Origin of the sequence: Bacillus sp. JJ1122 (assembly GCF_036964885.1) — a bacterium.
Classification (GTDB): Bacteria; Bacillota; Bacilli; order Bacillales; family Cytobacillaceae; genus Mesobacillus.
Genome location: NZ_JBALQL010000021.1, coordinates 43,627 through 66,247, shown reverse-complemented (window position 1 = coordinate 66,247; position 22,621 = coordinate 43,627). Strand labels below are relative to the sequence as shown.

General features: G+C 40.0%; 24 protein-coding genes. 18 read left to right on the top strand and 6 right to left on the bottom strand.

The annotated features are described in order from the left end of the window. Positions 1–115: 115 nt before the first annotated feature. On the bottom strand, positions 116–655 hold the full coding sequence (gene pssA / locus V7201_RS12595) for a CDP-diacylglycerol--serine O-phosphatidyltransferase (RefSeq protein ID WP_335377085.1): 540 nt from the start codon (positions 653–655) through the stop codon (positions 116–118). A gap of 424 nt (positions 656–1,079) precedes the next feature. Here pssA and V7201_RS12590 point away from each other — a divergent pair, with 424 nt between their 5' ends. Continuing rightward, entirely contained in the window at positions 1,080–1,868 is a 789-nt protein-coding gene (locus V7201_RS12590) for a phosphatidylserine decarboxylase (RefSeq protein WP_335377084.1), read from the top strand. A gap of 171 nt (positions 1,869–2,039) precedes the next feature. Here V7201_RS12590 and V7201_RS12585 read toward each other — a convergent pair whose 3' ends face one another. Continuing rightward, positions 2,040–2,180: a sporulation histidine kinase inhibitor Sda gene (locus V7201_RS12585; protein WP_079510333.1), complete on the bottom strand. Its 141-nt coding sequence runs from the start codon at positions 2,178–2,180 to the stop codon at positions 2,040–2,042. 436 nt (positions 2,181–2,616) lie between these two features. On the opposite strand from V7201_RS12585, the gene V7201_RS12580 reads away from it, so the two are divergent. Genes V7201_RS12580 through V7201_RS12545 form a run of 8 tightly spaced genes read left to right on the top strand, consistent with a single transcriptional unit; the run spans position 2,617 to position 7,668 of the window. Beyond that, positions 2,617–3,132 carry a YqeG family HAD IIIA-type phosphatase gene (locus V7201_RS12580; RefSeq protein ID WP_335377083.1) on the top strand — a complete coding sequence of 172 codons (516 nt, stop codon included), beginning with the start codon at positions 2,617–2,619 and terminating at the stop codon, positions 3,130–3,132. A gap of 3 nt (positions 3,133–3,135) precedes the next feature. Continuing rightward, a complete protein-coding gene (yqeH, locus tag V7201_RS12575) occupies positions 3,136–4,239 on the top strand; it encodes a ribosome biogenesis GTPase YqeH (RefSeq protein ID WP_335377082.1) in 1,104 nt (367 codons plus the stop codon). 52 nt (positions 4,240–4,291) lie between these two features. Then, positions 4,292–5,131 carry a shikimate dehydrogenase gene (gene aroE / locus V7201_RS12570; protein ID WP_335377081.1) on the top strand — a complete coding sequence of 280 codons (840 nt, stop codon included), beginning with the start codon at positions 4,292–4,294 and terminating at the stop codon, positions 5,129–5,131. Further along, a complete protein-coding gene (gene yhbY / locus V7201_RS12565) occupies positions 5,125–5,418 on the top strand; it encodes a ribosome assembly RNA-binding protein YhbY (protein WP_335377080.1) in 294 nt (97 codons plus the stop codon). The genes aroE and yhbY overlap by 7 nt, the downstream gene beginning before the upstream one ends. Positions 5,419–5,438: 20 nt before the next feature. Further along, positions 5,439–6,008, top strand: coding sequence for a nicotinate-nucleotide adenylyltransferase (locus V7201_RS12560; protein WP_335377079.1), 570 nt, complete (start codon positions 5,439–5,441; stop codon positions 6,006–6,008). After that, the gene (gene yqeK / locus V7201_RS12555; RefSeq protein WP_335377078.1) at positions 5,998–6,564 is read left to right on the top strand and encodes a bis(5'-nucleosyl)-tetraphosphatase (symmetrical) YqeK; all 567 of its coding nucleotides are present in this window, start codon (positions 5,998–6,000) and stop codon (positions 6,562–6,564) included. Before V7201_RS12560 ends, yqeK begins: the two co-directional genes overlap by 11 nt. A gap of 4 nt (positions 6,565–6,568) precedes the next feature. Beyond that, the gene (gene rsfS / locus V7201_RS12550) at positions 6,569–6,922 is read left to right on the top strand and encodes a ribosome silencing factor (protein WP_335377077.1); all 354 of its coding nucleotides are present in this window, start codon (positions 6,569–6,571) and stop codon (positions 6,920–6,922) included. After that, a complete protein-coding gene (locus V7201_RS12545) occupies positions 6,922–7,668 on the top strand; it encodes a class I SAM-dependent DNA methyltransferase (RefSeq protein WP_335377076.1) in 747 nt (248 codons plus the stop codon). The genes rsfS and V7201_RS12545 overlap by 1 nt, the downstream gene beginning before the upstream one ends. A gap of 284 nt (positions 7,669–7,952) precedes the next feature. On the opposite strand, the gene comER is transcribed toward V7201_RS12545, so the two are convergent. Then, positions 7,953–8,777 carry a late competence protein ComER gene (gene comER / locus V7201_RS12540; protein WP_335377075.1) on the bottom strand — a complete coding sequence of 275 codons (825 nt, stop codon included), beginning with the start codon at positions 8,775–8,777 and terminating at the stop codon, positions 7,953–7,955. Between the two features lie 88 nt (positions 8,778–8,865). On the opposite strand from comER, the gene V7201_RS12535 reads away from it, so the two are divergent. The 3 genes from V7201_RS12535 (at position 8,866) to V7201_RS12525 (ending at position 12,507) form a co-directional block, all read left to right on the top strand. After that, positions 8,866–9,480 (top strand): helix-hairpin-helix domain-containing protein, encoded by a 615-nt coding sequence (locus V7201_RS12535; protein WP_335377074.1) that lies wholly within the window; start codon positions 8,866–8,868, stop codon positions 9,478–9,480. Positions 9,481–9,692: 212 nt separating this feature from the next. Further along, positions 9,693–10,106 (top strand): deoxycytidylate deaminase, encoded by a 414-nt coding sequence (locus V7201_RS12530; protein ID WP_335377073.1) that lies wholly within the window; start codon positions 9,693–9,695, stop codon positions 10,104–10,106. Between the two features lie 46 nt (positions 10,107–10,152). Beyond that, entirely contained in the window at positions 10,153–12,507 is a 2,355-nt protein-coding gene (locus V7201_RS12525) for a DNA internalization-related competence protein ComEC/Rec2 (RefSeq protein ID WP_335377072.1), read from the top strand. Positions 12,508–12,597: 90 nt separating this feature from the next. Here the strand turns inward: V7201_RS12525 and V7201_RS12520 are convergent, their stop codons facing one another. Further along, complete coding sequence (locus V7201_RS12520) at positions 12,598–12,732, bottom strand: YqzM family protein (RefSeq protein ID WP_335377071.1); 135 nt, start codon at positions 12,730–12,732, stop codon at positions 12,598–12,600. Between the two features lie 458 nt (positions 12,733–13,190). Here V7201_RS12520 and holA point away from each other — a divergent pair, with 458 nt between their 5' ends. Beyond that, positions 13,191–14,213: a DNA polymerase III subunit delta gene (gene holA / locus V7201_RS12515; RefSeq protein ID WP_335377070.1), complete on the top strand. Its 1,023-nt coding sequence runs from the start codon at positions 13,191–13,193 to the stop codon at positions 14,211–14,213. 98 nt (positions 14,214–14,311) lie between these two features. Here holA and rpsT read toward each other — a convergent pair whose 3' ends face one another. Next, entirely contained in the window at positions 14,312–14,572 is a 261-nt protein-coding gene (gene rpsT, locus V7201_RS12510; RefSeq protein ID WP_035209610.1) for a 30S ribosomal protein S20, read from the bottom strand. Between the two features lie 223 nt (positions 14,573–14,795). On the opposite strand from rpsT, the gene gpr reads away from it, so the two are divergent. The 3 genes from gpr (at position 14,796) to V7201_RS12495 (ending at position 17,700) form a co-directional block, all read left to right on the top strand. Next, positions 14,796–15,920, top strand: coding sequence for a GPR endopeptidase (gene gpr, locus V7201_RS12505; protein ID WP_335377069.1), 1,125 nt, complete (start codon positions 14,796–14,798; stop codon positions 15,918–15,920). A gap of 223 nt (positions 15,921–16,143) precedes the next feature. Beyond that, positions 16,144–17,349, top strand: coding sequence for a stage II sporulation protein P (spoIIP, locus tag V7201_RS12500; protein ID WP_335377068.1), 1,206 nt, complete (start codon positions 16,144–16,146; stop codon positions 17,347–17,349). 21 nt (positions 17,350–17,370) lie between these two features. Continuing rightward, the gene (locus V7201_RS12495) at positions 17,371–17,700 is read left to right on the top strand and encodes a YqxA family protein (RefSeq protein ID WP_335377067.1); all 330 of its coding nucleotides are present in this window, start codon (positions 17,371–17,373) and stop codon (positions 17,698–17,700) included. Between the two features lie 624 nt (positions 17,701–18,324). Here the strand turns inward: V7201_RS12495 and V7201_RS12490 are convergent. Beyond that, on the bottom strand, positions 18,325–19,230 hold the full coding sequence (locus V7201_RS12490) for a nuclease-related domain-containing protein (RefSeq protein ID WP_335377066.1): 906 nt from the start codon (positions 19,228–19,230) through the stop codon (positions 18,325–18,327). A gap of 250 nt (positions 19,231–19,480) precedes the next feature. On the opposite strand from V7201_RS12490, the gene lepA reads away from it, so the two are divergent. Then, the gene (gene lepA / locus V7201_RS12485; RefSeq protein ID WP_335377065.1) at positions 19,481–21,316 is read left to right on the top strand and encodes a translation elongation factor 4; all 1,836 of its coding nucleotides are present in this window, start codon (positions 19,481–19,483) and stop codon (positions 21,314–21,316) included. Positions 21,317–21,424: 108 nt separating this feature from the next. After that, positions 21,425–22,564, top strand: coding sequence for a radical SAM family heme chaperone HemW (gene hemW, locus V7201_RS12480; RefSeq protein WP_335377064.1), 1,140 nt, complete (start codon positions 21,425–21,427; stop codon positions 22,562–22,564). Positions 22,565–22,621 lie beyond the last annotated feature (57 nt).

Genomic DNA, 22,621 nt, shown 5'->3' with positions numbered 1-22,621 from the left:
TCATAGTCTTCGAAAAGGAATCGTATAATCTTCGTGACTGAAAAGAAGCGTGAGATGGAATAGGCAGAATAGAAATCCTAAAGCAAAAACCCAGCCCTTACTGAGGCTGGGTTTTTTATACTTTTTTCAGCTTAAAAGGGCTAACCATTAAAAAGCTTAGTAACATCATGATAAATATGAAGGTTTGTGAAGGCACATATGGGATGGCAAGAAAACTTAAGGTAGCAAGGACACCTGCAGCTGTGATTGGCAATCCTGTAAAATAACCATTATTTTCAGAAATGTTGAACCTCGCAAGGCGGAATGCTCCGCAGCCAATGTAAAAAACGATAAAGAAGGAGCCAGGTGCCCCGTAGTCAGATAAAATCCCTTGATATATTAATAGTGCAGGTGCTACGCCAAATGATATAATATCACTCATGGAATCCAATTGCTTCCCCAATTCGGATTCAATGTTCAGTTTTCTGGCAACCATTCCGTCAAAACGGTCTGCCAGCGCGGCAATGAAAATAAGCAAAAGACTTAGATTCAAGTTGCCATTGATGCCAACTATGATCGCAAAACCGCCTAAGGAAAGGTTGGCCAGCGTCAGGACATTGGCAGTCTGGGATTTTAATTTCTTGACCGTTAAGTCCAATACATCTTGTAAAAACATGCATTTCACTCCTCTAAGGAAGACTATTTTCCCAACATTGCAGGCAGGAATCTTATTTATGGAAGGGTTCATACTCTTTTCCTGCATTGATGTCAGACTCCCTTATCATGGATCTAAAACTGAAAGATCAGTTACGATCATACTTGTTGAAGAGTCGCACAGTTAAGGACTTTTCGATAATTTTATTGCTTGTATAGCTAAATGGCATGTGTAAATATTGTTATCTCCCAAAGATTGCCCGAAGTCTTTATAAAACTCGGGTTTCATTTGTTTCCGGATAACAGCAATCCTTGGGAAAATGCCTTAACGAAAAGTGGCACAGGTAAAGAGAACTAGCACCTTGGGTTATTATATAATAATATATAATTCTAAGCCGATTATGCTTTTTCGTAAAGATACTTTTAATATATCGGAGGTATTATCATTGATTCAAAGTATTTATCGCCTGCTCATCGAATTGACAAACGGAAAGTGGTCCTCGGATATTTTGCAGAGGTTTGCGAAATCACCAAGGAGCAAACGGATTGTATCTTCATTTGCAAAGACTTATAAAATTAACCAGGATGAAATGGAAAAACCGATTAATGAGTATCCAAGCCTTCACGATTTCTTCATCAGAAATCTTAAGGAAGGGGCAAGGCAAATTGATGAGAATCCTGACTCGGTAGTTAGTCCTGTTGATGCTGTAATCGAAGATATTGGAGAAATTGAGGCTGACCGAACAATAAAGGTCAAAGGAAAGATTTATTCTATTTCAGAGATGCTGGGCAATGATGAATCGATGGCCAGGTATGATCAGGGTACCTATATGGTCTTTTACCTTAGTCCAAGTCACTATCATCGCATTCATAGCCCCTTATCCGGTACAGTGACAAAACAATGGACTCTTGGCGTGAAATCCTATCCCGTTAACAAAACAGGATTAAGGTATGGAGATTTCCCGCTATCCAAAAACTATCGAAAAATTACAGAAATCAGGCATAAAGCAGGCATGACTGCTTTAGTTAAAGTAGGAGCCATGTTTGTTAATTCAATCGAAACTACCCATAATGGCGAAAAGCTCGATAAGGGTGATCAAATGGCCTATTTCACTTTCGGTTCAACAGTTGTTTTACTTTTTGAAAAAGATACGTTCAGCCTGCTTCCCAACATAGTGACGCCATATCATACAAAATATGGTGAAAGGATCGGAACATTAAAGGGACAAGACTGACAAACCATGGCACAGATCCATACTGTGCCTTCCTTGTTTTTTGAACCCAATCATGAAAAAAAGCGCCAGAGTCTGGCTACTTCCCATTCAGTTTGCTATTTGTAAGAAACTATTTGAATACAAAAATCTTTTAGAAGATAACCAATAAAAAAAAGCCCGCTTTTGGGGCTGTTAGGATGAAACTTTAATCCGGTTAGATAATGACCGCCGATGGATTTCCGTTTCGATCAATCTAATAAACTCATAGCTAAGGTTTAATTCTCTTGCTTTAAAATAAGACTCAATCAATAGTTCGTCCGAAAGTTTACGCATTCCAGTCATTCACCCCCAAAAGGATACTACTAAACCAGTTGTATATTGCATAAAGTTGTAAGCTAAATTGTTCTACCCCTACTCTATCAGAATGAAACTTTGAGAACAACCGTTCTAATTATCCACATATATCAGTGGATAACCTGTGATTAATTTGTTTATAAATGGGAAAAAAGTAATAGAATCAATGTGTATATTGTGCATAAGGTTATCCACAACATTGGAAATTGTTGGATTTTGTCGAAAAGTTTTTTGGGTTTTTAAAGAATATTTTGATTTTTATCGAAAAAGGATGATTTTTACCTGTTTTTTGTCGACCTCCTACTTTGTTATACCTATTATTTTTTAATCGTTTAAATGTTTGCTTTGAAAGCGAAGATAAAATTGGGTATGATGTTAACGGTGTGATAGTTCTAATTAATGAGGTGTAATGAAATTGCTAAAGCATTTTTTGCCTGACCAGCATGTTAAAAGTATATTTGATATAACGCCGGAAAGCTTAAAGGAAAAAGGCGTGAAGGGCATTATTACTGATCTTGATAATACGCTTGTTGAATGGGACCGTCCAAATGCGACTCCTAAACTGATTGAGTGGTTTGATAATATGAGGAAAAATGAAATACTTGTCACGATCGTTTCAAATAATAACGAGAATAGGGTTAAGTCGTTTTCCGATCCCCTTCAAATACCTTTTATTTTTCAAGCAAGAAAACCTATGGGCCGTGCGTTTAATAGGGCCATAAAGCAAATGGGATTGCGCAAAGAGCAAACGGTTGTGATTGGTGACCAATTACTGACGGATGTCCTTGGCGGTAATAGAAGTGGCTTTCATACAATTCTTGTTGTTCCGGTTGCGAAGACCGATGGGTTTGTAACGAAATTCAACCGGAAAGTTGAAAGAAGGATTTTAGATTGGTTCAGGAAACAAGGCAAGCTGAATTGGGAGGACTAAGCATTGAGTGAACAATTTGCCTGCACAGGCTGTGGTGTGAAAATACAGACAGAAGATCCGGAGCAGTTGGGATACGCCCCTCCTTCATCACTGGAAAAAGAAATCGTAGTGTGCCAGCGATGCTTCCGATTAAAGAATTACAATGAGATTCAAGACGTCAGCCTTACTGATGATGATTTCTTGAAAATTTTGAATGAGCTTGGAAATAGGGATGCCCTCATTGTGAAGATTGTTGATATCTTTGATTTTAATGGCAGCTGGCTGCCGGGGATCCACCGGTTTGCCGGAAATAACCAAGTCATGCTTATCGGAAATAAAGCGGATCTTGTGCCAAAGTCCGTAAAGCAAAGAAAGCTGATTGACTGGATGAAAAAAGAGTCCAGGGAACTCGGGCTCAATCCTATCGATGTTTTTCTTGTCAGCGCATCGAAAGGTTTGAATATTAAAGAGGCAGCAGCAGCCATCGATGAATATCGAAATGGCAAGGATGTATACATTGTGGGCTGTACAAATGTAGGGAAATCTACTTTTATAAATCGAATCATTAAAGAAGTAACTGGAGAAGGCGATGTCATTACTACTTCCCATTTTCCAGGTACTACACTCGATATGATTGAAATTCCTTTGGCAGATGGCAAAGCAATCGTTGACACACCGGGAATTATCAATCATCATCAAATGGCACACTATGTAGATAAACGAGACCTGAAGTTCATTACTCCTAAAAAGGAAATCAAGCCTAAGGTTTACCAGTTAAATGAAAGTCAAACTTTATTTTTCGGAGGTCTGGCTAGATTTGATTACATTTCAGGCGGCAGAAGGTCTTTTCCCTGCTATTTGCCAAATGAAATCAACATTCATAGAACTAAGCTAGAAAACGCTGATGAGCTTTATAAGAACCATGCGGGAGAACTCCTGACCCCGCCGCGACGTGAACAAATGGATGAGTTCCCGGAGCTCGTCCGTCATGAGTTTACAATAAAAGAACCTAAGACAGATGTTGTTTTTTCCGGTCTTGGCTGGGTGACAGTGAATGAAGCAGGTGCAAAAATCGCTGCTTATGTACCTAAAGGGGTACATGTTTTATTAAGAAGGTCTTTAATTTAAATCTAAAAGTGACGGCTATTAAAGAGTCTGATGGAAAGGGCGGGAGATAAAGATGAAAAAGATGTTCGGTGTCATTGGCGATCCAATCGCCCATTCAATGTCTCCTGCCATGCACAATGATTTATTCGAGCTGTACGGTATCGATGCCAGTTATCTTCCCTACCGTGTATTAAAGGATGAACTCGAGGATGCTGTAAAAGGATTGAAGGCATTAGGAGCGAGTGGTTTCAATGTAACAATCCCGCATAAAACAAAAATCATGCCGCTTCTTGATAAAATCGATCCATTGGCCGAAGCAATTGGAGCTGTTAATACAGTAAAAAATGAAAACGGCTTGCTTACGGGCTATAATACGGATGGACCAGGCTTTGTAAAGGGACTGGAAGGACACGCCGCTGATTTCAAAGAGAGATCAGCTTTGATTATAGGGGCAGGCGGTGCCGCGCGGGCCATTTATTTTTCTATGGCCAAAGCAGGGGTTAAAAGGATTGATATTTTTAATCGGACATTAGAAAAAGCTGAGGAATTAGTTGATACGTGTCCTTATCAGGTCCAGTCTCGCATTTTAGATCGAACAAACGCTGAAAGGCTGCTTGGAGAGTATCACCTTATCATCCAAACCACTTCAATTGGCATGGTACCAGAAGTTGATTTCTCCCCACTCTCACTCGAGAACCTATCATCAAAGGCGCTAGTGAGTGATATTATCTATAACCCGCTTAAGACAAAAATATTAAAGGATGCTGCAATGATCGAAGCAGCAACCCAAAATGGAATCGATATGTTTGTGTATCAGGGAGCAATCGCCTTCGAAAAATGGACAGGAATTTTCCCTGATACACAAAGAATGAAAGCAAATGTTTTAAGACATTTAGGAGGATTTTCATGTTAACAGGCAAGCAAAAACGTTTTTTAAGATCGAAAGCCCATCACCTTAATCCAATTTTTCAAGTTGGTAAAGGCGGGGTAAATGAAAATATGGTTAAGCAGATTGATGAAGTCCTAGAAGCAAGAGAACTTATCAAGGTTAGTATCCTCCAGAATTGTGAGGATGACAGAGACACTGTTGCTGAGCAGCTGTCACGCGGAGCAAAAGCTGAATTAGTTCAGGTAATCGGAAATACTATAGTGCTTTACAAAGAATCTCGCGAAAACAAGCAATTGGTTCTTCCACGGTAAAATAACTGGGAGGTGACGGATTGAAGAGAGTTGGCATTTTAGGCGGAACATTCAACCCGCCTCATACCGGGCATTTAGTGATTGCAAATGAAATACTTCATGCACAGGGACTTGATAAAATTTGGTTCATGCCTAACCAGGTACCGCCTCACAAAAGCGTCACTGAGCCTATAAGTAATTCTGACCGGCTTGCCATGTTGGAACTTGCCATCATGGATAATCCTGATTTCAGGGTTGAGACCGTAGAACTTGAGAGGACCGGTCCATCTTATACGTATGAAACGATGAAAATATTAAAAGATATGTATAAAGAACATGAGTTTTACTTTATCATTGGCGGCGATATGGTCGAATATTTGCCTAAATGGCATAAGATTGAAGAATTGCTGAAAATGGTCAAGTTTGTTGGAGTCAGCAGACCATCTTATCACGATCAATCTGAATATGAAATCGTTCACGTGGAAACACCGCAGATGGACATTTCATCGAGCATGATCCGAAAAAGGGTAAAGGCAGGGAAGAGCATCCGTTACTTGCTTCCTGAACCTGTCAGGGCATATATAGAGGAGCATGATTTATATGGAACGTGACCAAGCGCTTCAAATCGTAAAAGTGCAGCTTACGGAGCATCGATATCATCATACAATCGGCGTAATGGAAACAGCAATCAAACTCGCTGATCAGTACGGTGGAGATGTACAAAAGGCAGAACTGGCCGCGATTTTCCATGATTATGCCAAATTTAGGCCCAAAGAGGAAATGAGGCAAATCATTATTGAGCAAAAAATGCCAGAAGAGTTGCTTGAATACAATGGTGAGCTCTGGCATGCTCCTGTTGGGGCGTACCTTGTTAAAAAAGAAGTTGGTATTACCGATTACGAAGTGCTGGATGCAATTCGTTATCATACATCAGGACGAATTGGCATGACACTGCTTGATAAAATCATCTATCTTGCAGATTATATTGAGCCTGGCCGCCACTTTCCAGGTGTTGAAGAAGTAAGGTCAATGGCTGCTGAAGACCTGAACATGGCATTGATCCAATCCATGAAAAACACAATCCAGTTTTTAATGAAAAAGAACCAGCCAGTTTTTCCAGATACATTTAAAGCTTATAATAGCATCGTAAAAAATTCAGGAGGTTGATTAGATGAGCGAACGCGAATTATTGATGACTGCGGTAAAAGCCGCTGATGATAAAAGAGCAGAAGATATAATGGTATTAAACATGAAAGGAATTTCCTTGATCGCGGATTATTTTATTATCTGCCACGGGAATTCTGATAAGCAGGTACAGGCGATTGCCCGTGAAATCAGGGAAAAGGCTTTAGAACAAGGCTATGACCTTAAGAGGATGGAAGGCTTCGACGAAGCAAGATGGGTCTTGATCGACATTGGGGATGTAGTTGTCCATGTATTCCACAGGGAAGAAAGAAGCTACTATAACCTAGAGCGCCTTTGGGGAGATGCTCCGATCGAGAACGTACAGAGCGAGCTTAATTAATGTCGTACGAAAGATTCGCCTATTTATATGACCAGCTGATGCAGGACGTCCCATATGATAAATGGGTTACGATGATCGACGAGTATACAAAGAAATATTCAATCGAAGGCAAAAAGCTGCTTGATCTTGCATGCGGAACCGGAGAAATCTCGGTGAAGCTTGCCAGAGAAGGATTTGAGGTCACTGGTGCAGATTTATCATCAGATATGCTGTCGGTTGCACGGGCAAAGGCTGATGGGCTGGGCCTGCCAATCCAGTTTTTTCAGCAGGACATGACTGAGCTTGATGATTTAGGTGAATATGATATTATTGGCATCTTTTGTGATTCCCTGAATTATTTACAAGACGAACAAGCAGTGAAACAAACCTTTGATGGAGTTTACCGCCTTTTAAAGAAAGGCGGGTTATTCTTGTTCGATGTCCATTCAGTATATAAAATGGATCATATATTTGCAGGTGCAACATTTACTTGGGATGATGAGGAAATCACCTATATATGGAACAGCTATAATGGGGAAGCAGCCCATAGTGTTGAACATGAACTCACTTTCTTTGTGTATGATGAACCCTCAGGTAAATATGACAGAATTGATGAAGTACATTTTCAGCGTACATATCCGGAAGGCTATTATGTAGAACTCTTGGAGCAGGCCGGTTTCAGAAAAATTGATGTTACCGGTGACTACTTATTAGAAGCTCCAAAGCCTGAAGCAGAGAGAATATTTTTTGCGATGATCAAACCTTAAAAATCGGGCTCCCATTATAATTAATGGGAGCCTCAGCTTGTCGACAAAGATACAGATTACATATCATTTATTGAAACCCTGTTGATTGGAGCGAAGCGACGAGGAGGCTCAGCGCCCGCCCCGCGGAAAGCGAAGCGGGTGGAACGGAAATCAACAGACCTGTTTTAATTCACACCCAAGAGTCCCAGACTCTTAAATAATGGGAGCTTTATTGTTTATTGGTTCAGTTATCGAACTGAATAAAATTTTTAAAGCAAGCAGGATTTTCAGAGCTGATGGAGAAATTAATCATTACCGAATTTTTCCCGCACCTTCTCCAATTCCTCCTCAAATTTTTTATGTGTTGCCTGGAATAACTTCTCGAACATTTCTCCAATTTCATTTTCTAACACCTTGATTCCTTCTCCAGTGATTCCGCCTTTTACGCAAACCTTCTCCTGTAAAGTAGGCAAAGTATAATGGTTTTTGCTTAACAGCTCACCTAATCCAACTAACATCTCACTGGCAAGTTTTGTGGCAGTTGTTTGATCGATTTCTGTTTCTTTCACGGCAGCTGTAATAAAACGTTGTACAAGAAAGCTGAAAAAAGCTGGCCCGCAGCTGACAATATCCGAAGCAACCCTCGTAATCTTCTCTTCGATCTCAACGGGAACTGCAATCTCTTCAAATAATGTATGAAAATAAGTTTTCCATTTAGGTGCGCACTGATTCCCATAAGTAAAGAGCGCCACGCCTGCAAGTGCCCTATTGGTAATACTCGGTATGATTCTCATGACTGAGCAATCAGCTGCTCGTTCGAGTTGTTCCACGCTAATAGGACTGGTTATCGAGATAAGACATTTTTCCTTATTCAGCTCAGGTTTGATTTGCTGAAGCACATCCCATACATTATGCGGCTTAACACAAATAAAGATGGCATCCGAATTTTGCGCCACTTCAATAGCGTTCTGCCCAACCGCTAAGCCAGGGTATATTTTTTGGATCTCTAATGCTTTGGATAAGGTTCTATTTGTAATCATCATTGAAGAAGGGGAAACGGCATTCCCATCAATGAGAGCTTCGGCAAGAATTCTCCCCATATTCCCTGTGCCTATTATCCCTATTTTCATAACCCTTCCCTCCTTCGTGCATTTATTCTCCTATATCCATATGATTTTAACTTTTAGAATATGACATTAGAAAGGTGTTGGTTCCGATATGGATTGGATCAAAGAACATAAATTATATATTGTTGCAGGAATGGCAGCAGCAATTTTTTTCATCTATTCTTCTATCGATTTCCAAGGGGAGCTTACAGAAGGAAATGAAGAACTGACGGTCAAGAATGAACTGACAGAGGAAATGAAAAATGAAGCAACCGTCCCAGAACAAAAACCACTTGTTATGATGGCTGATATTAAGGGAGCTGTTATTAAGCCTGGAGTATATGAGATTGAAGCCGATGACAGAGTGATCGATCTCATCGAACTGGCAGGAGGACTAACGAAAGATGCGGAAGCAGCCTCAATTAACTTTGCCATGCATGTGAGTGATGAAATGGTTATTTATGTTCCTAGAAAGGGAGAAAGCACAGAAGGTTCCGTTCCATTACAAAGTGGCCAGCAAACACAAGATAAACAGAAGATAAATCTCAATACAGCTGCAGCGAGTGAGCTAGAAACATTGCCTGGAATAGGACCTTCTAAAGCAGAAGCAATCATTGAATACCGCGAAACGATTGGACTATATAAAACAATCGAAGATTTAAAGAACATTAGCGGAATTGGTGATAAGACGTTCGAGAAACTGAAGGAGCTTATTTCTGTAAAATAATCGGCATACAAATTGAACTCGTCCAGTATTAGCATTAGAATTATTAATATAAGAATTTTTTACGTCATAACTGCAGGATTAAATTTCATAAACAAAGTTGCTTTCAAACTGGAGTTGAACAGTTAAGGTTAACACAGTCCACATAAGTAATTAATTCAGGCAGCTGTGTAGTATTCATTTTTACAATTAGCAATTTTAAGGGGGAAAACAGCATGGGAAGAAAGAGTTGGGATGAGTATTTTTTGGATATTGCAGAGGAGGTCGGGACACGTTCAACTTGTCCTCGGCTGCATGTTGGCTGTGTAATTGTTAAGGATAAGCATATTGTATCGACTGGTTATAATGGGTCAATTCACGGACATGACCATTGTGAAGATGTAGGCTGTTTGATTAATGAGCAAGGAAGATGCATCAGGACTCTCCATGCAGAAGAAAATGCGGTCTTGCATGCTGATAGAGGCTTATTGCAAGAGGCAACAGCCTTCGTGACTCATGAGCCTTGTGAAAAATGTGCCAAAACCCTAGCGCAATCCGGCATAAAAAGAGTAGTTTACCGCAGCGCCTATCCTAATAAATGGAATGAAATTTTTCTCAAAGATGTCGAAGTTGTTCACTTATCAAAATAGTGATGGAGATCTGATACATATTCATTATAGAAAAGAGTCAAATAAGATGATCATGAAGCATGACAGCAAATTTCGTATTAAAGGGCAATTGTTTTACTTTGCAGTCTTCTCATTATTGGGTCTGCTAACAGTGCTTGAGAATTACGTCATATATGGAGGATTGTTCTTGCTGGCGATCATCTTCCTGAATTGGATAAAAAAGTTTTCTGCAGCTATGTTAATACTGCTAGGAATCTGCTTTGCCATCTTCATCGCTGCAGGATCTTTTGAGAAAGGAAACATGATTACCTATTTATCAGGTGTTGAAAAAGACTTTTTGATTTTCTTTGAAGATGAAATTAAAATCGACGGCAATCTCCTTTTTGCCTATGCAAAATTATACCCCAGTCAGGAAAAAGTGGCTGTCAGGTACAGGATCAAATCGGAAGATGAAAAACAGAAAATAAAAAAGCAGTTGGTGCCGGGAACGTCATGTCAGGCTTCTGGAAGTCTTGAGTTTCCCACTGAAGCCCGAAATCCCAACGCTTTCGATTATCGAAATTATTTGAATCGAAAACAAATCTACTGGGTTGTCGATGTAGAAAGATTGCCTCCAGAACATTGCATCAATACATCGAGTGGAATGTTGACTGCTCTAAAAAGATTCAGACAGAAAGAAATAACCAGGATGGAAGAGCATTTACCAGAAGAAGCAGCAGCACTTACTGCAGCTCTATTGTTTGGGGTCAGAGATCTTTTAAACCCTGAAACGGAAAGGTCATACCAGAAAATAGGGATCGTCCATTTGCTGGCTATATCTGGATTGCATGTAGGACTTCTCGCTGGAATGCTGTATTTCACTTGTATCAGACTCGGTATAACAAAGGAAAAAACAGATTTATTGCTGTTGATTTTCCTTCCGCTTTATTCAGCTGTAACTGGTTTGGCACCCCCGGTATTAAGAGCAGTAGCCATGTTAATGTTATTGATTAGTGCAAGGCGGCATCGTTGGCAGCTTACTCCGCTGGATGCCATTTCAATCGCATTTATGATGATGGCCTTCAGTGAGCCTTATCTTATTTATGACATAGGATTTCAACTTTCTTTTTTAGTTAGCCTTTCCCTAATAATCTCAGCACCAAAGATACTTACTGGATTTAAATCCTTTCCCCGCCAAACTGCAGCCGCATCTTTTATCTCACAACTAGGGAGCTTGCCGATCATTCTTTCTTCCTTTTATGAAATATCACTCATATCCGTGCTTGCAAACCTTCTATTCGTACCGCTATTTTCCTTCATTATTCTTCCGCTGCTGCTGGTCACCTACATAACTTATTCCTTATTTGAAAGCCTTCCAGTCTTATATGTAACATTACTCGAGAAACTCATTCATCAGGTAAACCAGATATCAGCTTTACTTGCTGAAATACCTGGTTCCTCAATCATCATAGGTAAGCCAGAAACGAGCATCTTGGTTTTGGAAATAATTTTGATTCCGATATTTTTCATCCTTTGGGAAAAAACAATGTCGAAGGGGTTAAAGCCAAAGGGCTGGCATTACATACTGCCAATCCTTCCGCTCCTAGTACAAATCATCATTCCTTATATAAATCCGTACGGTAAAATCATCTTCATCGATGTAGGGCAGGGGGACAGTATTTTAATCAGGATGCCTTTCAACAGGGGGAACTATCTCATTGATACAGGCGGTGTCATGGCATTTGAACAACAAGACTGGCAGGAAAGAAAGGAAGTGTATGATCCTGGAAGGAACATTGTCCTTCCGTTGCTAAAAAGTGAAGGGATTGGCAAAATCGATAAGTTAATTCTGACTCATGGGGATGCTGACCATATCGGAGGTGCATCAGCTCTATTCAATGAACTTCGTATTAAGCAGCTGATTTTGCCTCGGGAAACAGAAAGATCAACTCTCGAGTTGTACATCATCAAGAAAGCATTGGGGCAAGGAACAGCTATTTATTCGGCAGGTGCAGGAACTGTCTGGAATTCAGGGGAAGGGAATTTTAACATTCTTAACCCATCGGGTAATACTGGGGACCGCAATGAAAGATCTATCGTTCTCCTTGCCAATATTGGCGGGAAAAAGTGGCTTTTTACCGGTGATCTTGGTAAGGATGGTGAACAAGTTTTATTAAGTAATTTTACTGACATTGATATTGATGTTTTGAAGGTAGGACATCATGGCAGCAAATATTCAAGTTCCAAGGAGTTTATCGAAAGCATTAAACCAGAATATGCTGTAATTTCAGTCGGGGCAAAGAACAGATATGGTCATCCAAACGGAGAGATTTTGAATAGGTTAAATCTACAGGAAATTCGTATATTTCGGACCGATTTATCCGGTGCCATAATATACAGATTTAAGGGCGATTCAGGAACATTTTTCACCCAGGTTCCATAGGATATAGCAAAGAGCAGCGAGGCTTTAGCAAAAGTAAAGAGACTGCATTATTAAATGCAGTCTCCGTAACTTTAGCCTATGTAGCCGTGATTAACTCCCGATTAACTGCACGACTGTCGCAATAATGAACATTGCTGCAAAGAACCCAAAAGAAACTCCGAATCCAACACCTGAGTCAACAGCGTCATTGCGATTGCTTTGGACATTCTCTTCAAATTGATTCACAGTCAAAACCCCCCTATTTCCTTTATAGTATAAGCGATTTGTTTTTAAAAATCCAGTATTCTTCCGCCTGCTATAGTTTGAATAAGGATGTAAAATGCATCCTAAAACATTGTCCAGCGCCAGCGCCTAGCCCCTCTATCACAAGCCGTACCGCTGTTAAGAGCTGGGAACTGCCTCCTCGCAGATCCTTTTATGCCTCTCGAGGCTCTCCAAGGCACTTTCGCTTTTCGAATTTGACAAGAGTTGTCACAAATACTTTTCCTGCTTGGGGCTAAAATAATCTTAACTTCGATGCACCGCTGTTATATAAGTATCCTAGGCCTTATATTCCAGCGTTCAATATAAATAGGGGAATTGGTCCGGAAAGGCGCGGCCAATTCCCTTAGAATGCTTGTCAAAATGTCCAAGCTTCTTTACGATAGGTATATGGCAAAACTGTACGATCGGAGAGAAAGACATTGGTATTGGACATTTGGAAAAAAATAAGCAAAAAACAGATCGATTCCGTTTACTTATTGTACGGAACAGAAGCTTTTTTAATTAATGAAACCAAGCAGCTGCTAATTGAACATGTACTTGATGATGAAGAAAAGGATTTTAATTTATCCGTCTATGATTTAGAAGAAACGCCAATTGAAGCAGCCCTGGAAGATGCTGAAACTTTTCCCTTTATGGGAGAGAAGAGATTGGTTATCCTGCAGAACCCTATCTTTTTAACTTCAGAAAAGTCTAAAGGAAAGGTAGAACATAATCTTGGAAAGCTTGAGGAATATCTTTCACAGCCTGCACCATATTCCATTGTCGTTTTTTCCGCACCATATGAAAAATTGGACGAACGAAAGAAAATCACTAAAGAGTTAAAAAGAAAAGCTGCCGTTATTGAAGCGAAGAAGTTAACCGAACAAGAATTAATTACATGGGTAAAAGAAAGAGCATCCCTTAGTGGTGTTGAAATTGAAAAAGATGCGATTGAACTTTTATTGTCTTTAGCTGGAACAAACCTTTTCATGCTCACTTCGGAAATAGATAAACTGGCCCTATATGCAGGCGAAAGCCGTTCGATCAACAAAGACATAGTCGACAGGCTTACAGCTCGTTCGCTTGAGCAAAATATCTTCACCCTGGTAGACAAGGTTGTCCATCGGAATGTTGAAGGTGCATTGAGGATTTATTATGATTTATTAAAACAAAACGAAGAACCGATTAAAATCCTTTCTGTCATTACTGGTCAGATAAGGCTGATTTATCAAGTAAAGGAATTATCCCGAAAAGGATACGGCCAGCAGCAGATAGCGGGAACACTAAAAATTCACCCATTTAGGGTAAAACTTGCTGCAGGACAGGCAGGTTCGTTTTCGGATGAAGAATTGATGAGAATTATTAAACTGCTGGCAGATGCGGATTACCAAATGAAGACAGGCGGAATGAGAAAAGAAATGCTGATCGAGATGATCTTGTTTCAGATCAATGGAAGAAAATAGTGTTTTGCAATCTCGTTACAGGCAGCATTTTTACTGAAAATTATTTATGCAAAATAAAAAAACGACCATAAAGGTCGTTTTTTTATTAGCATTTAAAATTAGCCATTAGCGTTTAATTTTTTCATTAAACGGGCTTTTTTGCGGGAAGCTGCGTTTTTGTGGATAAGACCTTTAGCTGCTGCTTTGTCAAGCTTGCTAGCTGCTTCAGCAAAAGAAACCTTTGCTTCAGTATCGTTGTTCACGATTGCTGCTTCTGCTTTTTTAACTGCTGTACGCATAGAAGATTTTACAGTAATGTTTTGAGCTTTGCTCGCTTCACTAGTTTTTACACGTTTGATTGCAGATTTAATGTTTGGCATTCCGTTCACCTCCTAAAAAAGCATCGAGATTTTATGGAACTCGACATTTCCAGTACATTTCTTATTTATTAAGAACAAATGATATTTTATCAAATAGGGGTTAATAATGCAATACTCTGCTTTAATTTAAGTCTAGTGTATCGTGAATGTTTTTTTATGTAAAAGGAAAAGATAGGCAATAGTATGCTGGCAACAGCCAAACTGTATGTGGAGGAATGCGACAATGAAGGAATCCGTAGACTTGAGCATGTATTCAATCAGGACTGACCTGGCGGTTGAGGCAAGAGAAATGGTGCTCGCAGACCAGGCAGCAACAGTCCACTCACAGGAAAATCTTTCACACATTGAAGGCGTAATCATTAAAGAAAAAGAAGAAAATGATATAAAAATTTCGCTAGTTGAGGTAACGGCAGAGGGTGAAAAAAATCTTGGCAAAAAGAAGGGGCAATATTTAACGATTGAGGTTGTCGGAATCCGCCAGCAGGACAGTGAGCTTCAAGGAAAGGTAGAAAAGGTTTTTGCTTCGGAGTTTGCTCAGTTCTTAAAGCAGGCAGGAATCAACAAGGATGCATCATGCCTTGTGGTTGGTTTGGGAAATTGGAATGTAACCCCTGATGCCCTTGGGCCGCTTGTATGCGAAAACCTGCTTGTTACAAGGCACTTATTCGAACTGCAGCCAGAACACGTCGAAGAAGGATACCGCCCAGTAAGTGCGCTATCTCCGGGAGTTATGGGCCTTACAGGAATCGAGACATCAGACATTATATTTGGGGTTGTTGAAAAAACCAAGCCTGATTTTGTTATCGCAATTGATGCACTTGCTTCCAGATCAATAGAAAGAGTCAATGCGACGATTCAAATTTCTGATACTGGCATCCATCCAGGTTCTGGTGTGGGGAATAAAAGAAAAGAGTTGAGTAAGGAGACTCTAGGGATCCCGGTAATCGCCATCGGCGTCCCAACTGTTGTTGATGCAGTTTCAATCACGAGTGATACGATTGATTTTATTCTTAAGCATTTTGGAAAGGAATTGAGGGAAGGAAATAAACCTTCGAGGTCACTTGTTCCAGCGGGAATGAGCTTCGGAAAAAGAAAGAAGCTCACAGAAGAGGATCTGCCAGAAACTCAGCATCGTCAAACCTTCCTAGGAATGATAGGCACTCTCGAGGACGAGGAAAAACGTAAGCTGATTTACGAAGTACTATCACCTTTAGGTCATAATTTAATGGTCACACCGAAAGAGGTAGATGTTTTCATTGAGGATATGGCGAATCTAATAGCCGGCGGACTTAATTCTGCCCTCCACTCAAACATTGATCAGGATAATACAGGTATGTATACACATTAGATGGTATTTATTCCCTGTTATTCTGATTATCTCAATTGACCAGTTTTTTTATAAAAGGCTGAAAATTATTCTTTATTAATATAAGTGATATCAAATTATGAACAATTGATTTCTAAAAAGGAATTTCCAACAATTATTTCAATATGATTAAGATGAGATTACTGGTTCTATCTTCTCTAGCAAAGTCATAACATTTACTAGACTTGCACAGAGAGGTGGAACAATGAGACTTAGTAAACGATCTGGAATAATTGTAGCAGTCCAAGGTACTCATCTGGTAAAAGCAGCCCTAGCATTTGTATTCTTTCTCATTGGCGTTTTTTCAATCAGTGGAGTCATGACTTCACTCCGTCCTGAATATCGAATATCGTCCGATTCAGTTAACCAGGCAGCTATGAACTTGAATGGCCAGCTGCTGTTCTCGCTGATGGGGTGGGAGAACCATCAATTCTTAAAAGCGCTGCCTAAAGACAGTGAAGCACCAAAGCTGTCGACAGTGATGTTTAAACTGTCTACCAATATTAATCTTGATGACCCCAGGAGCTTGCTCGGAAGGGAACTGCCAGGATTCTCACTATTTGATGGGAAAATACTTGTAGCTGGTGAGGGTACTAATTATACAAATATGCCAATGGAATCTGCACCTCCTGTTGAAATATTGAAAGCTGACAAGGAGGCTGCATTGCAAAATACCGATGATCTTCCACCTGTCCCGCAGAATGATACAGGTGCTCCGCCATTAAGCACTGGAGGACGGAAAGCAGTATATATTTATTTTACACACACGAGGGAATCATATCTCCCGTACTTAAAGGGTGTAACAGACCCGGATAAAGCCTATCATTCAAAAGTGAATGTCACTAAAGTGGGTGACCAGCTCAAATCAGGACTTGAGAAACGTGGAATCGGAACAACTGTTGATAAGACTGATGTAATGGCCAACTTGAATAAAAAAGGCCTCGGATTTGGAAAAGCTTATCAGGAATCACGGCCGGTAGTGGAAGCGGCAATGGCTGGTGACCGGAATCTGCAATATTTTATCGATATCCACCGGGACGGGTACCGCAAAGAGAAAACGACGATTCAAATTAATGGGAAACCCTATGCGAAAATTGCATTTGTCATCGGTGGAGAAAATGCAAACCATGAAAAGAATCTTGCATTAGCGAAAGAGCTTCACCATCTTCTGGATAAAAAATATGGCAAAGGTCTTAGCAGGGGAGTCGTCGAGAAAAAAGGCGCAACCACGAATGGTAAATTCAACCAGGATTTATCACAAAATGCAATTTTAATTGAATTTGGCGGGGTAGATAATACGTTTGAAGAGTTGAACCGTTCAGCAGATGCACTGGCTGATGTCTTCAGCGAATTCTACTGGCAGGCAGAAAGCGTTGGGGTACCTGCACAGCAACCGCAGGATAAGAAATAAATAGTTGGCTAGGTGATCGAGATGAAAATGTTTATGCTGAAAAGCATCATGCTTGCTTCCTTAATGTTCCTATCCGTTTTGTTCGGCATGCAGCAGGCAAATGAAGGAATTCATAAAATGAAGGGTTATGATGACCCGGAATTCAAAAGTGCTTTTACCATTAAAGAAGAAGATGGATCAATTAAGAGCGCAATATTGGGCAATGACGTTTCCAGCCATGACCTCGAGCAAAAAAGAAAAAAACTAGAGGAAATGAAAGCATTCAATTTTTTCTCATCAATAGGCAAAAAACTCGCAGAAGGAATATCAATAGCAATTGAAAAATCAGTAGATTTGATAACAGGGAAGTAGAAGCAGCGGGTGAGAGCCCGCTGTTTTTCTGTTTGTAGGATTGATAAAAATGGGGGGATGGAGAAAATTAGCTAAAAAATGAAGCTGAGTGGCACATGGAAAAGCAAGGGGGTACAATAGTTCATCAAATAAACAGATTGGCGCCTCAAAAACCGGTGGCTGAGCAAAACAGGTTACCCAAAAAGCCGATTAGCTTCTTTGAAAGTGAAATTATGTAAAAATAAATAACCAATGAAGACGGTTGGCACCTGGAAAATTAAGATTATGGAAACTTGGATATCCAATGTAGCCTATTGGTACCTAGAAAAGCAATATTATGGGAAAATGGATATCCAATGAAGCCTATTGGCACTTGGAAAAGCAATATTATGGAAACTTGGATATCCAATGAAGCCTATTGGCACATAGGAAAGCAATATTATGGAAATTTTGATATCCAATGAAGCCTATTGGCACTTAGAAAAGCAATATTATGGAAATCCGTATATCCAATGAAGCCTATTGGCGCCTGGAAAAGCAAGATTATTGAAAATAAGTTTGTCCATGGACCTGATGTGCGACTGAAAAATCAAAATAAAAGTTCCCCAATGCAAACCATTGGGGAACAAAACAATAAATAAAAAATCATTGATAATATGACCATTGTCCGTAACCTGATACAATGAAATTTCCCTTCAATATGAGGTTGATTATTTTCTTCGGAAAAAGATCCCCACACCATTCATAAATTGTATTCGTAGATATCTTTTTAGTTGGATTTAAGATCTTATACTCCTCAATACTTCGTAATAGAGCGTCTTTCGTATTCTCATGTTTTCCGCATTTTTGGCATGTTAATATGACCGGACGGTATTCTTTCATAACCGTACCGCATGACTCGCAAAACACTCCTTTTCGCAGCTCATTATAATCGTACTCGGGTACTTTGCTGAAAGGGGATTTCGTTAAATGGGCTGATAGTAATTTTTCAGACAGTCTGGCGTGTTGGTTATTCAAAGTCGACTTCTGGGTATCAAATTGTTGGATTAGACGGTTTAGATTGGTTGGCATTATGATTCTTCGGTCAAGGGGTGCCTGGTATAAAGTGAATTCAGGATTGATAAATATGAGGTACGCTCTAATGGGGATTTTAATATGGAAACTATGCATTAGTTGCCTGAAAAGAGATTCGTTTCTATCTAACTGAAGCATAGGATTTTTAACTTCGACTCCGTTAATCTTTTTGAATTTTTCACCTTCAAAATAAAACTCTCCTTCGTAGTTCTTCACCTCGAATAGATGCATGTGGTCCTGTGAAATTAGCAGCGAGTCAATTTGAAAATGTGAATGGTTCAATTCAAATAGTAAATCGTTAAGAACATAAGATTCAATTTCTATTCTATGAAGATATTCATCAAACAAAACCTCACCTTCGAATCCTTTTTGAAGATTTAAATAGTATTGCTTGTCCTTATCCGGCAATTCCATCCGATAATTCAATGCTTTCATGACTCTTAGATCTTCTGGTTCTGAGCGATTCTTTTTAAACATGACCCACATCCTTTCACTTCTATTTTTATTGAAAAGCATATAAATATCCAGTGAACGTTTTAGTACATAATCAACCCGTTGCCTAATATTAGAAAGTAAACCATACAATTTTCTTGTTTCTAAGATTAAAAAATCTCGGTTAATCAATATTTATGAAGACTGCACTTTTCGTTTTTCATTGAATCTTGATATCCCTGCTGATATAATCAACAATAGTGTACATGCGCGAGTATAGTAGGAGTGAAACGCAATGAACAGAGAAGATAGACTGAAAAGACAAAGTAAAATACGAAATTTTTCGATTATCGCCCATATTGACCATGGTAAGTCCACATTGGCTGACCGAATCCTAGAGAAAACGAATGCGTTGACATCTCGTGAGATGAAGGATCAGCTTTTAGATTCCATGGATTTAGAGCGTGAACGCGGAATAACAATTAAATTGAATTCAGTGCAATTGAGATATAAGGCGAAAGACGGAGAACTCTATACTTTCCATTTGATTGATACTCCAGGGCACGTCGACTTCACTTATGAGGTGTCACGAAGCCTGGCTGCTTGTGAAGGTGCTGTTCTTGTAGTCGACGCCGCACAGGGAATTGAAGCCCAGACATTGGCGAACGTATACCTGGCAATCGATAATGACCTGGAGATTGTGCCGGTTATCAATAAGATCGATTTACCGAGTGCCGATCCTGAACGGGTTCGAAATGAGATTGAAGAAGTAATCGGTTTGGATGCTTCTGAAGCTGTTCTTGCGTCTGCAAAAGCGGGAATTGGGATTGAAGAAATCCTTGAACAAATCGTCGAGAAGGTTCCGGCTCCGGAAGGGGATCCCGATGCTCCTTTGAAAGCCTTGATTTTTGACTCTCTATATGATGCCTACCGTGGTGTTGTAGCCTATATTCGGGTGGTCGATGGTACGGTTAAGGTTGGAGATAAAATTAAGATGATGGCGACAGGCAAGGAATTTGAAGTGACAGAGGTAGGAGTGTTTACTCCAAAATCGACTCCTTCAGCAGAGCTGACTGTTGGTGATGTAGGATTCTTAACAGCGGCTATTAAAAATGTTGGCGACACGCGTGTCGGTGATACAATTACTAGCGCGAAGAATGGTGCGACTGAACCGCTTCCAGGTTATCGCCGTTTGAATCCAATGGTATATTGCGGTTTGTATCCAATTGATAGTGCTAAATTCAACGATTTAAGAGAAGCTCTTGAAAAACTTGAACTCAACGATTCAGCACTTCAATTTGAGCCAGAAACATCCCAGGCACTAGGATTTGGATTCCGCTGCGGATTCCTTGGACTTCTTCATATGGAAATTATCCAGGAGCGGATCGAGCGAGAATTTAAGATCGATCTAATCACCACAGCACCAAGCGTTATTTACGATGTCATCATGACGGATGGTTCTGAAGTGAAGGTGGATAATCCATCAAACATGCCAGACCCTCAAAAGATTGCACGTGTTGAGGAGCCTTATGTAAAAGCAACAATGATGGCGCCGAATGATTATGTGGGTGCAATCATGGAGCTTTGCCAGGAAAAACGCGGAATTTTCATCGATATGCAATATATGGACGAAACACGTGTAAATATCGTTTATGAAATCCCGTTATCCGAAATCGTCTATGATTTCTTCGACCAGTTGAAATCAAGCACGAAAGGCTATGCGTCATTTGACTATGAATTGATTGGCTATAAACCATCTAAGCTTGTTAAAATGGATATCCTTTTAAATGCTGAAAAGGTAGATGCCTTGAGCTTCATCGTTCATAATGATTTCGCATATGAACGCGGAAAGATCATCGTTGAGAAATTGAAGGATCTTATTCCCAGGCAGCAGTTCGAGGTTCCAATCCAGGCAGCCATCGGGCAAAAAATCGTGGCTCGTTCAACGATTAAAGCGATGCGCAAAAACGTATTGGCTAAGTGTTACGGTGGGGATATCTCACGTAAACGAAAGCTTCTTGATAAGCAAAAAGAAGGTAAGAAACGGATGAAGCAGGTTGGTTCTGTTGAAGTTCCGCAAGAAGCCTTCATGGCCGTTCTGAAAATGGACGATACCACTCCGAAGAAATAAAATAGCAAGGGAGGCTGGATGTACTTGTGGACGCAAGTGTATCTAGCCTCTTTTTTCAATAGTTATTCATGAAATCATGGCGAATGCCTCTTAGGAAGTGATTGATAAATGAAAGCAGCATACATTCATATCCCGTTCTGTCATCATATTTGCCATTATTGTGATTTTAACAAGGTATTTATGAAAGGGCAGCCTGTTGATGAATACTTGCAATCGCTAGAAAAGGAAATGGAGCTTACAGTAAAAGAGGATAAAAGCGTTCTTGAAACGGTGTTTGTCGGCGGCGGGACACCAACAGCCTTAAATGAGAAGCAGCTAGAAAGACTAGTTGATGGCATCAATAGGCAGCTTAAAATAGACAGCAGTACGGAATACACATTTGAAGCCAATCCTGGAGATTTATCTAAGGAAAAACTTACAATATTGAAAAATGCTGGAGTAAATCGATTAAGCTTTGGGGTTCAAACCTTCAATGATGAACTCCTTAAAAGAATTGGCAGGAGCCATCGTGCAAAGGATGTCTTTGAATCAATCGTCAATGCAAAAGCGGTTGGCTTTGAAAACATCAGCGTGGATCTTATCTACAGCCTCCCTGGCCAGACGAAACAGGATGTCATAGATTCTATTCATACAGCGCTAAGTCTCGGACTTGTCCATTATTCAGGCTATTCACTGATCATTGAGCCAAAAACTGTTTTTTATAACCTGATGCAAAAGGGCAAGCTTACAGTTCCTGGAGAGGATGCAGAAGCTGAAATGTATGAAACGCTTATGGAGCAAATGGAGCTTCATGGGCTGCTTCAATATGAAATCAGCAATTTTGCTGTCCCGGGGTTTGAAAGCAGGCATAATTTAACGTATTGGAATAATGAAGAATACTATGGATTTGGAGCAGGGGCACACAGCTATGTAAACGGAATGAGACAATCCAACTACGGTCCTCTCAAAAAATATATGGACCCGTTGGCGAAGGATGAGCTGCCAATCATGGATGCGCACCAAGTTACTCGCGCGGAAAAGATAGAAGAGGAAATGTTCTTGGGACTAAGGAAAACAGAAGGTATATCGATTCGACATTTTCAGGAAAAATTCAATGAAAATCCTATTCATTTATTTGCTGAGCAAATTAATGAATGGTCTGAAAAAGGACTGCTAAAAATGGATGATAAACGTATCTTCTTAACTCGGCAGGGACGGATGCTCGGTAACGAAGTTTTTCAATCATTCATTGGGGTATCAAATCATTGACATCCTCAGCGTTTATTGATAAATTATTTTTAGAATTAGCACTCGTTCTTATAGAGT

Bases quoted from the DNA above. Each gene is read 5' to 3' on its own strand.
- lepA (WP_335377065.1), top strand. From the start codon at position 19,481: ATGAACAGAGAAGATAGACTGAAAAGACAAAGTAAAATACGAAATTTT.
- comER (WP_335377075.1), bottom strand. From the start codon at position 8,777: ATGAAAATAGGGATAATAGGCACAGGGAATATGGGGAGAATTCTTGCC.
- yhbY (WP_335377080.1), top strand. From the start codon at position 5,125: ATGTTAACAGGCAAGCAAAAACGTTTTTTAAGATCGAAAGCCCATCAC.
- yqeK (WP_335377078.1), top strand. From the start codon at position 5,998: ATGGAACGTGACCAAGCGCTTCAAATCGTAAAAGTGCAGCTTACGGAG.
- V7201_RS12530 (WP_335377073.1), top strand. From the start codon at position 9,693: ATGGGAAGAAAGAGTTGGGATGAGTATTTTTTGGATATTGCAGAGGAG.
- V7201_RS12490 (WP_335377066.1), bottom strand. From the start codon at position 19,230: ATGTTTAAAAAGAATCGCTCAGAACCAGAAGATCTAAGAGTCATGAAA.
- aroE (WP_335377081.1), top strand. From the start codon at position 4,292: ATGAAAAAGATGTTCGGTGTCATTGGCGATCCAATCGCCCATTCAATG.
- hemW (WP_335377064.1), top strand. From the start codon at position 21,425: ATGAAAGCAGCATACATTCATATCCCGTTCTGTCATCATATTTGCCAT.
- V7201_RS12585 (WP_079510333.1), bottom strand. From the start codon at position 2,180: ATGCGTAAACTTTCGGACGAACTATTGATTGAGTCTTATTTTAAAGCA.
- V7201_RS12525 (WP_335377072.1), top strand. From the start codon at position 10,153: ATGATCATGAAGCATGACAGCAAATTTCGTATTAAAGGGCAATTGTTT.
- pssA (WP_335377085.1), bottom strand. From the start codon at position 655: ATGTTTTTACAAGATGTATTGGACTTAACGGTCAAGAAATTAAAATCC.
- V7201_RS12545 (WP_335377076.1), top strand. From the start codon at position 6,922: ATGTCGTACGAAAGATTCGCCTATTTATATGACCAGCTGATGCAGGAC.
- rpsT (WP_035209610.1), bottom strand. From the start codon at position 14,572: ATGCCAAACATTAAATCTGCAATCAAACGTGTAAAAACTAGTGAAGCG.
- rsfS (WP_335377077.1), top strand. From the start codon at position 6,569: ATGAGCGAACGCGAATTATTGATGACTGCGGTAAAAGCCGCTGATGAT.
- spoIIP (WP_335377068.1), top strand. From the start codon at position 16,144: ATGAGACTTAGTAAACGATCTGGAATAATTGTAGCAGTCCAAGGTACT.
- gpr (WP_335377069.1), top strand. From the start codon at position 14,796: ATGAAGGAATCCGTAGACTTGAGCATGTATTCAATCAGGACTGACCTG.
- V7201_RS12495 (WP_335377067.1), top strand. From the start codon at position 17,371: ATGAAAATGTTTATGCTGAAAAGCATCATGCTTGCTTCCTTAATGTTC.
- V7201_RS12535 (WP_335377074.1), top strand. From the start codon at position 8,866: ATGGATTGGATCAAAGAACATAAATTATATATTGTTGCAGGAATGGCA.